At 35.9% G+C, this 13699-nt stretch carries 16 protein-coding genes and 1 pseudogene; 7 read left to right on the top strand and 10 right to left on the bottom strand.

Going from position 1 to position 13699, the window contains the following annotated elements; translation table 11 throughout:
- Positions 1-66: 66 nt before the first annotated feature.
- The 6 genes from tilS to AsFPU1_RS00380 form a co-directional block, all read right to left on the bottom strand.
- Positions 67-1035, bottom strand: coding sequence for a tRNA lysidine(34) synthetase TilS (gene tilS / locus AsFPU1_RS00405; protein WP_124974347.1), 969 nt, complete (start codon positions 1033-1035; stop codon positions 67-69).
- Between the two features lie 524 nt (positions 1036-1559).
- Positions 1560-1991, bottom strand: coding sequence for a DUF29 family protein (locus tag AsFPU1_RS00400; protein WP_124974302.1), 432 nt, complete (start codon positions 1989-1991; stop codon positions 1560-1562).
- A gap of 183 nt (positions 1992-2174) precedes the next feature.
- The gene (locus AsFPU1_RS00395; protein ID WP_227875696.1) at positions 2175-2966 is read right to left on the bottom strand and encodes a hypothetical protein; all 792 of its coding nucleotides are present in this window, start codon (positions 2964-2966) and stop codon (positions 2175-2177) included.
- 90 nt (positions 2967-3056) lie between these two features.
- Positions 3057-3719 carry a peptide-methionine (S)-S-oxide reductase MsrA gene (gene msrA, locus AsFPU1_RS00390; RefSeq protein WP_124974298.1) on the bottom strand — a complete coding sequence of 221 codons (663 nt, stop codon included), beginning with the start codon at positions 3717-3719 and terminating at the stop codon, positions 3057-3059.
- A 100-nt stretch (positions 3720-3819) separates the two neighbouring features.
- Positions 3820-4242: a VOC family protein gene (locus AsFPU1_RS00385; RefSeq protein WP_124974296.1), complete on the bottom strand. Its 423-nt coding sequence runs from the start codon at positions 4240-4242 to the stop codon at positions 3820-3822.
- A 32-nt stretch (positions 4243-4274) separates the two neighbouring features.
- On the bottom strand, positions 4275-4802 hold the full coding sequence (locus AsFPU1_RS00380) for a TIGR02652 family protein (RefSeq protein ID WP_124974294.1): 528 nt from the start codon (positions 4800-4802) through the stop codon (positions 4275-4277).
- 96 nt (positions 4803-4898) lie between these two features.
- Between AsFPU1_RS00380 and AsFPU1_RS00375 the strand changes: the two genes are divergently transcribed.
- From AsFPU1_RS00375 to AsFPU1_RS00355, 5 genes and pseudogenes are all read left to right on the top strand, one after another.
- Entirely contained in the window at positions 4899-5444 is a 546-nt protein-coding gene (locus AsFPU1_RS00375) for a gamma carbonic anhydrase family protein (RefSeq protein ID WP_124974292.1), read from the top strand.
- A gap of 69 nt (positions 5445-5513) precedes the next feature.
- Positions 5514-5633, top strand: a complete 120-nt coding sequence (locus tag AsFPU1_RS00370) for a photosystem II protein Y (protein WP_124974290.1) — start codon at positions 5514-5516, stop codon at positions 5631-5633.
- Positions 5634-5968: 335 nt separating this feature from the next.
- The gene (locus AsFPU1_RS00365; protein ID WP_124974288.1) at positions 5969-6607 is read left to right on the top strand and encodes a Uma2 family endonuclease; all 639 of its coding nucleotides are present in this window, start codon (positions 5969-5971) and stop codon (positions 6605-6607) included.
- Between the two features lie 368 nt (positions 6608-6975).
- Positions 6976-7596: pseudogene (clpP, locus tag AsFPU1_RS00360) on the top strand (ATP-dependent Clp endopeptidase proteolytic subunit ClpP); the annotation flags it as partial.
- A 72-nt stretch (positions 7597-7668) separates the two neighbouring features.
- On the top strand, positions 7669-8271 hold the full coding sequence (locus AsFPU1_RS00355) for a Uma2 family endonuclease (protein ID WP_124974284.1): 603 nt from the start codon (positions 7669-7671) through the stop codon (positions 8269-8271).
- Here AsFPU1_RS00355 and AsFPU1_RS00350 read toward each other — a convergent pair.
- Complete coding sequence (locus AsFPU1_RS00350; protein WP_124974282.1) at positions 8268-9245, bottom strand: slr1353 family protein; 978 nt, start codon at positions 9243-9245, stop codon at positions 8268-8270. The two genes, AsFPU1_RS00355 and AsFPU1_RS00350, sit on opposite strands and share 4 nt — an antisense overlap.
- A gap of 470 nt (positions 9246-9715) precedes the next feature.
- Between AsFPU1_RS00350 and AsFPU1_RS00345 the strand changes: the two genes are divergently transcribed.
- Together AsFPU1_RS00345 and AsFPU1_RS00340 are read left to right on the top strand one after the other, a co-directional pair.
- A complete protein-coding gene (locus tag AsFPU1_RS00345; protein ID WP_124974280.1) occupies positions 9716-11968 on the top strand; it encodes a ribonuclease R family protein in 2253 nt (750 codons plus the stop codon).
- A gap of 37 nt (positions 11969-12005) precedes the next feature.
- Complete coding sequence (locus AsFPU1_RS00340) at positions 12006-12785, top strand: DUF3153 domain-containing protein (RefSeq protein ID WP_227875695.1); 780 nt, start codon at positions 12006-12008, stop codon at positions 12783-12785.
- Here AsFPU1_RS00340 and AsFPU1_RS00335 read toward each other — a convergent pair.
- The 3 genes from AsFPU1_RS00335 to AsFPU1_RS00325 all read right to left on the bottom strand — a co-directional run bounded on the left by AsFPU1_RS00335 (position 12776) and on the right by AsFPU1_RS00325 (position 13670).
- A complete protein-coding gene (locus AsFPU1_RS00335) occupies positions 12776-13039 on the bottom strand; it encodes a type II toxin-antitoxin system RelE family toxin (RefSeq protein WP_227873492.1) in 264 nt (87 codons plus the stop codon). The genes AsFPU1_RS00340 and AsFPU1_RS00335 overlap by 10 nt on opposite strands.
- Complete coding sequence (locus AsFPU1_RS00330; RefSeq protein ID WP_124974276.1) at positions 13029-13259, bottom strand: hypothetical protein; 231 nt, start codon at positions 13257-13259, stop codon at positions 13029-13031. Before AsFPU1_RS00330 ends, AsFPU1_RS00335 begins: the two co-directional genes overlap by 11 nt.
- Before the next feature lie 138 nt (positions 13260-13397).
- The gene (locus tag AsFPU1_RS00325) at positions 13398-13670 is read right to left on the bottom strand and encodes a hypothetical protein (protein ID WP_124974274.1); all 273 of its coding nucleotides are present in this window, start codon (positions 13668-13670) and stop codon (positions 13398-13400) included.
- Positions 13671-13699: the final 29 nt, after the last annotated feature.

Raw genomic sequence — 13699 nt, 5'->3', positions numbered from 1 at the left:
GTATGAGTGCTGACTCTATTGATACTATTCAAAGATAACCTAAATTCTTAGATTTGGCTATCAAAATCAAGTTGATTTTTGCATGATAATCCAATCTTCTTGAACTTCTGCTATCATATTTCCAGGTAAAGAAGATGTACGCGATCGCCTGGGAGCATTAATTAAATTCACTACTGCTTCTATTTGTTCAAAATTGAGTTGTCTGATGGTAATTTGGTGCAAAAATTGACGAATAACTCGCCGTTGTAATGCTAAAGGAATAGTCTGTAAAATCAGCCGATTTAATTGAGTTTTATCGGCATGAATAGCGGTTTCTAAAATTGTTTTTGCGGTTGCTTCTAAATAGTCAGATTCGGCTTTTAAAACTTCTGATGTTTGAGCTAAATTCGTTTCAATTTGAGGATTAAAATTATCTTTTAAGTAAGGTAATAATTCTTGACGAATACGGTTACGTGCATAATCAAGATTAGCATTAACAATATCTTCCCAAATAGGTAGTTGAAACTGTTGACAAAATTCCCAAGTTTCCCAACGAGAAACAGTTAATAAAGGACGAACTAAGGTAATATTAGAAGTAAGAGAACGTTGCCAAGTTAAAGCACCTAATCCATCCGTTCCTGCTCCTCTAATTAAATTATAGAGTAAGGTTTCAGCGCGATCGCTTAAAGTATGGCCGGTTACAACTTCAGTAAATCCGTTATTTTGAGCAATTTCTATTAATACTTGATATCGCCATTTTCTAGCAGCAGCTTCCGTTTCCTTCATCATTGGAGCTACTTTTAAATAAAAGGGAATACCCCAATTTTCGGACAATTCTTGTACATGAGCAGCCATTCCTATATCAGAAATCCAACCATGATCACAATGAGCGATGGCTATTTTCCAGCCCCATTTTGATTGTAAGTCAACTAAAAGTTTAAGTAAACAAAGAGAATCTTGTCCTCCAGATACTGCAATTAATAGATTTTTTTCTTTGGGTAAAAGATGTCTATCTTTTAGAGTTTGATGAAGTTTAGCATGAAGATTTGTCCACATTTTAAAGGATAAATTATGAATTGATGTATTATTAGAACATAATTTATCCATGATAATAAAATTATTGACCTAGCGGCCAACTAGGGTACATCTCGAATAATAAAAGGCTAAAGCCTTATCCTATAGAAACAAAGTCCACCTTCGTGGACTAAATTCTAGGTGTGGAAGGCCGCATCTTGCCTGTTTTGTAGGGGTCAACGGCCGTTGACCCCTACAATGAACGAGTTAAAGTCCTTTATTTGTAATAATAAAGCATAACTTGTCCGGCAGAACCCTTTGCTTTTTCGTCTTGTTCCAAACTTCCCCCATTAAAAAGATAAAGCACCTGGGAGTCTTTCCGTGTTTCGACCCCAAGTGCTTTTCTCTTTTCCTCACACACACCAGTTTTTCAATACCCTTAGTTTATAACACACATATTTTTATTTGGCAATCAATGGACAGTTTTTTTATTGTCACTTTTTCTGTATAATACTTAAGGGATTATAAAATAGTAACTTTTGATACTTTTATGGATTAATTGAACATCAGTCATCTACTAAAGAAATCAAATCTATGGCCTTATTAATTATTGTTGTTTTATCTACTAATTTCAGTAATTCTTCTCGACTATAACGACCTTCTTCTACTTCTAATGCAGCTTTATTTATAGCTTGTTTATAAGCAGCTTCTAACGCGATTTTTAACTCTTCATAAGTGAGATAAAATCCACCGGATTTACGACGTTTATTTTTTTCTTGAATGGCTAATACAGAGTTCCGAATAGAGAGATCCCAAGAACGAGTAGTTCGCTTTTCAATCGTTTGTTTAATTAAATGAATTAAAAGAATAATCCCATAGTTAATAATATTATTGATTTTATCATCTTTGCTCATTTCTTCCATTTCTTCTACTAAAGTGATCGCATCAGGAATATTACCCTGTAGCAAAAGTTCCTTAAGTGTTAGTAATTCTTCCATATAACTTATTAATTTTAACTAAGTGGTTGAACAGAGGTTAGGGCGAGTTTATTTAACTTTTTTGTGAGCATCATAAGTGCTGTAAAAAACCCGCCCCTACAAAAACCCGCCCCTACAAAAATTAGCCCCTATAAAAACTCGCCCCTACAAATTTTATGTAATTAATTTTGTGTCCCTACTTACTTAATAAACTCGTAACACTTTAGAAAATTTAAACTCTTTAATTTGAATAAGCTGATATTGAACTTCTTCAAAAATTTTTAGTAATTTGCTAAAAGTTCGATTAACAATTTCTAATCCTATCGGTTTTCCCTCATTTCCGCCAATACCAATTTGATTATCAGTTAACCGACTAATCATCAATGTACTGCCAAGATTAGGATGAACTAAATCTGAAAACAATTCATATAAATGAGTAATTGATTGATCTTCTTTTATCCATTTTTCTAAACAAGTAATCACATTAACTTGAGAATTTTTAAGAATATGACCAGATTGAATATTATCGAGTTCATCAAAGTAATCAGCTAAAAATATATTCCATTCAAAACGATTTCCTGTTAAATGTTTTTCTAACCAAGGAATAATTTCTTGAACTTCTTCAGAGGTTACTTTCCCATCAGCTAAAGCCATTTCTACTAAAGGCAGCATTTTACTCGTTAGATAATATCTCAAAATTGCTGTATGTTCAATCATAGCTCGTCCAATAAGTCCATAAATCAAATAATTTTCGGTATTTAAAGCCTCAATTAAACCTTGACATAAGCTATAATATTTATTGAGATAAACTACGGATAAAACATCTAAATAATAATCATATAAATCATGTTCATCTTTGCCTAGTGGTTCCCAAATTAAAGTAATAGAACTATTTTGTTTTAACCGTTCTGTAATGGCTTCAAATTTATCTAATAAAGGGCCCCTATCAGCAGCCATTTGCTGTCGAATCTGAGAATTAAATTTCATTGACATCATAGATTTATTATTTATGAAAAAAGAGATAAGGGGCAATTTACGAATTGCCCGTAGAAAAAAACAATTTATAGAGGCTTTGTCTAAGCTCTTCTAGTGAATAGTGAGGTTAACTCCAATAGGACAAGTAACATTAGTTCCTCCTAATCCACAATAACCATTGGGATTTTTAGCCAGATATTGTTGATGATAAGCCTCAGCATAATAAAATGCAGGCGCGTCTAAAATCTCTGTGGTAATCTTATCATAACCGGCTTGATTAAGAGCTTTTTGATAAGCTTCTCGTGAATCTTCTGCCTGTTTTTTTTGTTCAGGAGAATAAACATAAATACCTGAACGATATTGAGTCCCCATATCATTTCCTTGACGCATTCCTTGGGTAGGATTATGACTTTCCCAAAAAACTTTTAATAATTGTTCATAAGTAATTATTTGGGGATCAAAAACCACTAAAACTACTTCATTATGACCTGTTAAACCCGTACAAACTTCTTGATAAATAGGGTTAGCAGTATAACCTGCCGCATAACCGACAGCCGTAGTATAAACCCCTGGTAATTGCCAGAATTTGCGTTCTGCTCCCCAAAAACAACCTAATCCAAACATAGCTGTTTTTAACCCATTAGGAAAAGGTGGTTTTAACGGCTGTCCGTTAACATGATGGGAAGCAGGAACAGGCATGGAATCTTTGCGCCCTGGTAAAGCTGACTCAGGGGTAGGGAGACTTGACTTTTTACCGAATCCAAATAGACCCATAATTGTTTACTTAAATTAACATCCTACGTTCTATTGTTTCACATCAAATTAGAAATTGGACAAAATTGGATAAAAAGGTATATTTGCCCAATACAGGACTTTATCCCGGAGATTGTCCCATTAAGCGTAGGAATTCTAAGGGTAAGCCATCTGCATCAGCAATAAACATCACCTCATAGACCTGTTCCCCAATTATTTGTTGAGTGGGTTCCAAGAGAATTTTTAAAGGAGAGATAGGGGGAAATTGAGTTTCGAGATAAGTCAACCAAGTCGAAAGATTATCCACACGGTCGCTTAAATCAAAAGAAAGATGATAGTATCCTACGTAATGTTCATCCCCAAAAGCATCAGGAGAAGGTTTAGGTTCAGGAATTTGAATCAATTCGATTCTACCACCCAACCCTTCCATCCAACAGGCTAAAGTATAGCCTGTGGTAAAGCGTTCATGAACCGTAAAGCCTAAGCATTCATAAAAAGCAATGGCGCGATGAATATCAGCAGTGCGAATAGAAGCATGGTGCATGATATCAAACCAATGAACTAAATTTTCCTTTGTTACTCAAATAGCCGAAAATAAGGATAGCGTTTGGGAACCCCCGGCTCTTTTTCTAAGTCAAAATTAATAACATTCCAACAGGAATCAGGTCTTAATTCGGAACTAAATTCAACCGGAAGTCCGTACAATCGAGGAACAGATTCAGAATTCCCCCGCCAAGAGGTATTCCGTTCCAAATAAGTACCGACCAACTCCTTATAACGACTGGCAATAATCACCTTGGTGGCTCGGTATCCTTGGGTGTATAGTCGATCTAAGGCCTCGTGAATTTCAAAACGAATGCCATCGGGATGAGTATGTTGTCTATACCATTCTTCTTGCCAAAGCCGCCAATGACGACCCGATTGGAGATGAACCAAGTCGCCAGTATTCGGATTAGACTCAAAAGCCCCGTGACGAGTACAGAGATAGGTATCTGTCAAAGTTAAAGCTGGAATAACTTGACGACAGTGAGGACACTGTATTTCGGGACCAAAAATAGGGTATTGTAAACTTGGATTTATCTCTGTTGATGGTCTGTATTGCATTTGTCGGTTGATACCAGTCAGTTGTGGCTATATTATATCCACTAAATCCTTGGGCCTTTGACCATAACCGCGAGATTTTAGATTTAAGTTAGATTTATGAGCGAGAATTTATTTCCCCTTCCGTCTTATTGGCCCCCTCCTGATGTCTCTCAGGCAGCTTTTATTGCCCCTAATGCGGTCGTTGTTGGACAGGTTTCTATTGCCCAAGGGGTCAGCGTTTGGTATGGGGCCGTTGTGCGTGCTGATGTGGAAAAAATAGTCATTGGGGCCCATACTAATATTCAGGATGGGGCCATTTTACATGGAGATCCTGGCAAAATTACCTGTTTAGAAGATTGTGTTACCATTGGACATCGGGCCGTGATTCATTCAGCCCATGTTGAACGTGGGTGTTTGATTGGTATTGGGGCGGTTATTTTAGATGGGGTTAGAGTCGGCCAAGGGAGTTTAATCGGGGCTGGTGCTATTGTTAATAAAGATGTACCGCCGCGATCGCTTGTTGTAGGTGTTCCAGCGCGACGAGTCAGAGATATTTCTGATGAAGAAGCCCAACAATTAATCGAACATGCCCTACGATATGAGAAACTGGCCCTAGTCCATGCAAATAAAGGTAACGATTTAGGATTCACAAAGGCCCACTGATAAGATATAACTATAAAGATAAAGATAAAAATTTCATTAAAACTCAATTCAATTGAGGGGAACAAAATTATGGATTGGCGTGTTTTAATTGTGATTAGTCCTCTTCTGATTGCAGCTAGTTGGGCCGTTTTTAATATTGCGGCGGCGGCTTTGCGACAGTTGCAAAATTTCACAAGTCGAGAAAGCTAATTTCTTAACTTATTTCTTAGCGGCTGTTTCTCTTAATGAGGGACAGTCTATTTGTATTGACAGCATTTTGCGACTAAGTTAGCCTGTCGGCGTTTTGGACTAAGTTGACACCAATGAATAATATTAAGCCCCTACATGAAGCGACTAAACAATATCTTTAACTCAGATCTTGCACCTGAGCAAAAAATCCGATTTTTTGCCTAAATTTCAAGGAAAGAATCAGGGTTTCACTGTTTAAAAATCTGATTGTTTTAGCTTTTTGGTGTTGGTGCAAGATCTGAGTTTAACCCCTTTGCGTTTTTGCACGAGATTAAAACCTTTAAGGAGTAAAAACCATGTTTGTAACTGTTAATGAAGATACCTTAACCCTATCTCCGGGGAGTGAAGTCATTTTGACTCATCAAACCTGGGAAGATTATGAGCGATTGCTCAGGATTCGTCAAGACAAGTCTTTACCTAAATTGTATTTCAATGGGAAAACTCAAGAAATTAGTCTTATGTCACCTTTACCAAGTCATGGAAAACGCATTGATACCCTCAGAGATTTAGTTAAAAGTTTATTACGCAAACAGGGGAAAGATTGGGACTGTTTTGATCCGATTACACTTAAAATGTTTAAACAAGCAGGCGTTGAACCGGATACTTGTTTTTATGTGGAAAATAGACAGGCAATATTAGGAAAAGATAAAATTGATTTAACTATTGATTCGCCTCCAGATTTAGCCATAGAAGTTGATATAACTTCAATCACTAATATAGAAGCTTATGAAGCGATAAAAATTCCTGAATTATGGATTTATCAACCAGGAGAATTAAGAATTTATCTATTTGACGGGAAACAATATCAAGAAAGTGTTAATAGTTTAATGTTTAGTAATATTGGGGTAAAAGAACTGTTACCAAGATATATTGAATTAGCTTGGAATCAAGGTTCAAGTGTTGCTTTACTAAAATTTGAAGAAAATAATTTATGAATTATGAATTATGAATTATGAATTATGAATTATGAATTATGAATTATGAATTATGAATTATGAATTATGAATTATGAATTATGAATTATGAATTATGAATTATGAATTATGAATTATGAATTATGAATTATGAATTATGAATTATAAATTATGAATTATGAATTAATCTGTTACGCATTCAAATGACTTATTGATGGTGTAGGAGGTGTGGGAGATGTGGGCAAAGTTTGATGATTTATTTCCTAACATCATAATATACAGTTTAAATTCATCTTAGCTTAGAATTAATAATTTAAAATTTATAATTCATAATTTATAATTCATAATTTATAATTTATAATTTATAATTTAAAACAAATACAGATAAAGATAGAGACTCCATGATTCCTACCGTTATTGAAACCTCTGGCCGGGGTGAACGCGCATTTGATATTTACTCTCGTCTACTGCGAGAACGGATTGTTTTTTTAGGACAAGAAGTCAGAGATGAGAACGCTAACCTAATTGTGGCTCAGTTATTGTTTCTTGAAGCAGAAGACCCCGAAAAAGACATTTACCTTTATATCAACTCACCTGGGGGTTCCGTCTCTGCTGGACTAGGAATTTTTGATACTATGAATCAAATTCGTCCTGATGTCTGTACCATTTGTATCGGTTTAGCGGCCAGTATGGGGGCCTTTCTCCTGAGTGCAGGGGCCAAAGGTAAACGTATGAGTCTTCCCAACTCTCGTATCATGATTCATCAACCTCTTGGTGGGGCCCAAGGACAAGCAACGGATATTGAAATTCAGGCCAAAGAAATTCTCTATCTCAAACAACTTCTTAATGAACATCTCGCTAGTCATACCGGAAAACCCTTAGAAACTATCGGTGAAGATACAGAACGGGATTTCTTTATGTCGGCCGAAGAAGCAAAAGATTATGGGTTAATTGACCAAGTAATTAACCGTCGTCCCTCTGCTAGTAATCCTCCGATGGCAGTTGCCTAAGATTTATCGATTACGGTAAATTGTAGGGGCATAATATATTATGCCTCTACTAATAATTAAGTGTAATTAGTTATGTTAACTTTCCCAAAAATTCTCACCTTAGAATCTTTTTTAAGTCAATATTGTGATTCCCCTCCCTATGAATTAGCGGATGGAGAATTAATTGATATGGAACCTACTGGACCTCATGAAACAGTTAGCGGTAAATTGGCCACTCAAATTGGTATTGCCTTAACCAATGCAAAACAACCTTGGTTTATTCCTCGTACTTGTCTAATTCGTCCTTTTGCTAATATAGCCACAGCCCGTCGCCCTGATATTATTGTTTTAGATGAAAGTGTTCTGTCCTATGAACCATTATGGGAAAAAGAACCAGTGATTACTTTAGGACGTTCAATTAAATTAGTGGTCGAAGTAGTTAGTACAAATTGGGAGACGGATTATGCTCGGAAAGTAGAAGAATATGCCTTATTAGGAATTTCTGAATATTGGATTGTTGATTATCGGGGTTTAGGGGGTGTTGCTTTTATTGGAAAACCTAAACAACCCACTTTTACGGTTTGTCAGCTTATTAATGAAGATTATCAACAAAAACAATACCGATTAGAAGACCTTATTTATTCTCCCCTTTTACCCCAACTTCAACTGTGTTTAAATGATATTTTACCTCGTTAATTAGGGGTAGGAAGACTTTCGAGATAATGGAGAAATTCGAGTAGTTCGTTATCATCAAGAACCTGACGCGATCGCTTACCATAGGTTTTTAATAAGTATTCTCGCCCTTGTTCATTAGTCCATTTCAAACGTTTTAATTCCACATTAGAACTGGCGATAATCTCAGAAAAATCTAAAGACTCTAATTGTTCTGTTGAAGATGATGTAATAACTGTATCTTCTACCACCTCAACATTGACGGAAGCTATCGGAGGTTCTAAAGTCACCGGAATAACTGTTTCTATCTCAGGTACAGTATCAAATGTTTCCTCAAAAGATAAGCTTAACTCATTATTCGATACGACGGCTTCTACTAAAGGCATTATCGAGGATGTCGTCTCAGAGGGAATAGGGGGGGGTAAAACCTCTGAAATCTGTTCCTTTGTCTCCTGATTTATAGCCTCATCTTTTAAACCTAACGGGGGTTGGGATAGGTTTAAATCTTCAGACAGACCCATTCGTGTTTCCTTGGGAATGGGTTTCTTTGTCTCCTGGTCTAAAACTTCATCTTTTAAGATTAAAGGGGGTTCAGAGAGCTTTAAATCTGCAACTTGACTTGTCACTGTTAGCTTTAAGGGAGGTTGACTAACCTTGAAAGAAGATGGGGTAACATCAGGAATATCAACAGATTTATCCTTTTTTTTGCCATAATCTGAAGGGAATGGAGGATCAAGCTTACTGGTTATCTCAAGAGGGGTTTCTTGAGGCTGAATCTTGATAATGGGTAAAGCATCCAAATTGATCACCCCTAAGGCCCGTTCTCTGGCTTTATCTTCAGCTTCTTCGGGAGTATCACCCGTTCCCAAAGCTGAACCTAACATCATTCCCTCATTCTGTACTAAGACTCTAACAATATATTTACCCCGATCAATAGTCACTAATTCCCCGATTAAACAACCTTGAGGATAACGCATACGGAATTGACTTAACATCATATTTTTCTCTAAAATGGTTACAATATACTATTAATAGCCAATAGTTTCCCACAAGTCAAAAACACACAAATATATCAGAGTGTCACCTCTCTTGGTAGAATTAAAGACTAGATAAGTTTAAGCAGAGAATCTGCCCAAGATTAGGGTATTTTTCTAATCTTAGCTATGGTTAATCTCTCATGGGAGTCGTCCTTTTCAAAGATACAACTCTCATTTTGCTTCAAAAGAGTTGCCTCTGCTACAACATAATAGCCATTCCTAGATGTAACTTCACTTTTAGGGATAGCAGAATCTATACAAGACCCCATAGCTTTTCTAGGTATTTCCAAGCTTAGAAATAAGCTTGTTGACTAACAACCTCTCATCTTGCGGGTTTAGTCGTGTTAATTACGAATGACCACCGTGAGTCCGTTAAGTTTCCTATCTTCAGACTAATGAACCCCACAAACATTTAGTAAGGACTATTATAGATGGAATTTTCAATCGCTACACTTCTGTCCCATTTTATTGATGATAAATTAGTCGCAACCAAACTTCTCGAAAAGAAATTAGGGTGCGAAGATGAAGAAGATGCAGAAAAAATCCAAATTGCTTTGGATGCTTTAGAATGTATGGGAATCTTGCTCAAAGAACGGGGAAAATACCGACGGATACCCGAATCTAATGTAGTTGAAGCTAAATTACGCTGTTCTAGTAAAGGGTTTTGTTTTGCTATTCAAGATGAAGAAGATGCAGAAGATATTTATGTCAGAGAAACCCATTTAAGTAATGCTTGGAATGGCGATCGTGTCTTAGTAAGAATTATTAAAGAAGGCACTCGTCGTCGTTCTCCTGAAGGAGAGGTTAGACTAATTTTAGAACGGGCTAATCCTTCCTTACTTGCTCAAGTAAAAAAACAAGATGAGGAGTATCGGGCTATTCCCCTTGATGATCGCTTATTATTTGAATTAGCCCTACAACAAAATGGGGAAAATTTAGAACAAGCGGTGAATCATTTGGTTCATGTTTGTGTCTTACGTTATCCTATTGGAGAATATCCTCCCTTGGGAATTGTTACTCGTATTTTGGGTAGTGATGCTGAAGCAGCGGCCGATACGGATATTGTCTGTTGTAAACATGATTTGCCTCAAGAGTTTGCTGATGGGGTTAAAAAAGCTTTAACTAAACTTCCAGTAACTTTTGATCCGGCAGAACTGGCGAATCGAAAAGACTGGCGATCGCTGCTTACTTTTGCTTTTGTGGAAGATATGAAACGGGATCATTCACCCTTTATTGAAACGGCTTTTACTTTAGAAAAAAATGAGGCTCAACATTGGCAATTAGGCATTCATATTACGGATATTGCCCATTATATTGCTACTGATTCTCCTCTAGATAGAGCAGCGAGAAAAAGAGGAACAACGGTATTTTTAGGGGAAAAAGTATTACCTTTATTTCCTGAAGCGATCACTCAACTTTATTCTCTCAAAGTCGGACAAGATGCTTTAAGCATTTCGGTTATTATTACCTTAGATAAAAATGGTCAAATTATTGAATTTAATATTGAACCAACGGTGATTAATATTAATCACTTATTGACCTATCAACAAACTCAAGGAATACTGTCTAATCTAGATAAAATTGCCCCGGAAGAAGAAGCATTAGTAGAACGACTCAAACAACTCTTTTTTACCTTAAGTCCCTTAGTTAAAGCCCAAAGATTACAAAGGGGAAGTTTTGAAATTCAATTAGAACCGAGATCTCCTTTCCAAGATGAAGGAAGATCAGGAGTTATTGTCGCTTCTTCTACATTTCCCATTCGTTCTTTATTAACAGAATTAGTCATTTTAGCCGGAAAAAGTGTAGCTGAACATCTATCAGCTTTAGTTGTTCCTGCCCTTTATTGTATTCAACCAGAACCGGATGGGGAAGAATTAGAAGACTTATGCAAATTAGCCATTAATTTAGGGTTAGATATCAAATTAAATCCAGAAGAAAATATTTCAGCCAAAGACTACTATAATTTAACTCAAGCGTTTAGCCAATCTTTCGCCGTCAGAGTGCTAAATTATTTATTACAATCAACCCTAAAATCAGCTAAATATAGTAGTCATCCGGGAGGACATTTTGGACTGGTTTATGATGATTGTTATACTCACTGTGCTTCTCCGGGACAACGTTATGGTGATTTGCTAATTCAACGTATTTTGAAGCTAATTTTCAGTGAGGGACGAGATCGCCGTACTAAACAAACTAAAACTGGAGTTGATCTTTATAGTAGTAGTTGTCATGGACAAATTACTTGGAATGTTTTACCTCCTTCAACTCAGGAAGATTTAGAGGAAACTTTGCACTTTTTAGTAACTCATCTAAATGATAGAGAAAAAATCGCTGAGGATGCAGAAAAAGATCTTGATGGGTTAAAGAAAGCTGAGAAAATGAAGGAACGAACTGGCCAAGTTTTTCGAGGATTAATTACAGGAGTTCAATCTTATGGGTTCTTTGTTGAAATTGAGGATTTATTAGTAGAAGGATTAGTTCATGTCAGTTCTCTTAAAGATGATTGGTATGAATATCGGGCCCGTCATGGTTGTTTAGTCGGTCGCAAAAATCGTATCGCTTATCGTTTAGGAGATGAGGTAGAAGTGGAGGTAAAAAGTGTAGACTATTATCGTCAGCAAATTGATTTAGTGACCGTAGGAGGAGGCAGTACGGCCAGAAGTGATGATTGGGATGATGATTAATAATTTATAATTTATAATGGACAATTCACTATCAAGTATGAATAGCAAATCAGGATTCGGACGCTCATTTTTATCATTATTTATGCCGCTTTTTTTAGGGTTATTAACCTTGTTAAGTGGTTGTGTTCGTTATGATGTTGGGGTTAATTTTTATCAACAACATCGTGGCGAAATTGTGCAACATATTCGCTTATCAGAACAGTTAACCAGTTTAAGTGAAACAGAAGCGAATAAATGGTTAGATAGTATTGAAAATCGGTCTAAACTACTTCAAGGAAGAACAAAACGAGTTTCAGGACAAGAATTAATTGTGACTATTCCTTTTAGTAATGGACGGGAATTAACGGATAAGTTTAATGAATTCTTTAATCCTAAGTTGACTAAAGTTACTCAAGCTTTACAGGAAGATAATTCTGATTTAGTACAACTTAAAGCAGAAATGTCAATTAAGCAAAGTAACTGGTTATTCTTTGAGCAAAATCGTTTAAATATCCAAGTAGATTTACGTGCATTAGGAGTGTTATCTAAACAAGGTAATATTATTATTAGTCCGGGATCATTAGTTGATTTAGAATTTGCTTTAAATGCGCCTTGGGGACTTAATAATATTGTCACAGATCAAGAATCACAACCTTTGAATTTAACCGAATCAGAAAATCAATTAGTTTGGCAATTAAAACCTGGTCAAATTAATATTATTACTGCTTCATTTTGGGTTCCCAGTTACTTAGGTTTGGGAACAGTTGGCATTATTTTCTTAATGTTATTGGGATTTTTAGCTAAGTATCGAAGATTTCCGGGAATTAATTACTCATAAACTCTGCTACGATGAGTAATGACAATAACATTTACTAACATGACTTGATCATCCACAGAATAAACAACTCGATAATCTCCAACTCGATAACGGTAATACCCTAAATAGTTGCCCTTTAAGGGTTTAATATTGGGGTGAAAACGGGGATTTTTCTCAAGTATTTCAAAACATCTTGCTAACTTCTTAACTAGGGCAGTATTAGCATTAGTATAAGCTTTTTCTGCTTCTAGTGATAATTGTACCCTATACATCATCTCGAATCGTTCTCCAATCTTTAACTTTCCCTTCTTTAATTTGTTGTTTTCCCTTCTCAAAAGCTTCTTGAAATCCGACTATTTGTAATAATTCCTCTGTCGCATCATCATTGTCTTGATTGACTAAATTTGTGACAAAATCAGTAACCATTTCTAAGCTTTCAGGGGAAAGTTGGTCAATATATTGTTTAAGTTGATTTCGCATTTGTGTTGTATTCATGATGCTCGGATTCCCTGTCTAATAAGTAATAAATAGATTAAATATTTGTGGGTGTTTTTCTCTTAGTCAACTAGGAGTTTTATTTAGGATAAGCATTTAATAAAAATAAAAAAGCGTGAGGAGTCGTCAGAAATTAATCTAAGAGTCTAAAACGTTTCGCTCATATGCACCATAGCGTTGAGCATAGTAATCTAGAATCGCCTTTACTTGTTGTTTTTCTGAACTATCAAAATTAACCCGATAGTGAATGTGTAAACTATCTACCTGACTTTGAGCGTAATCAAACTGTTGAGATTTCTGGGGAATTAATTCAGTATTAATATCCTTAATCTGACGCAAATGAGCCGCTATTTCTCGATAAATAGCTAAAGGTAAATTAGGATAAGTAATCTGTTCTTTTTGTGATTTCATGATGCTTCATTTCCCTTCTCAACGGTGTT

The organism is Aphanothece sacrum FPU1, from assembly GCF_003864295.1.
Lineage (GTDB): Bacteria > Cyanobacteriota > Cyanobacteriia > Cyanobacteriales > Microcystaceae > Aphanothece_B > Aphanothece_B sacrum.
Note: the sequence above shows the minus strand (reverse complement) of the source record. Positions and strands in the feature narration are given on the sequence as shown.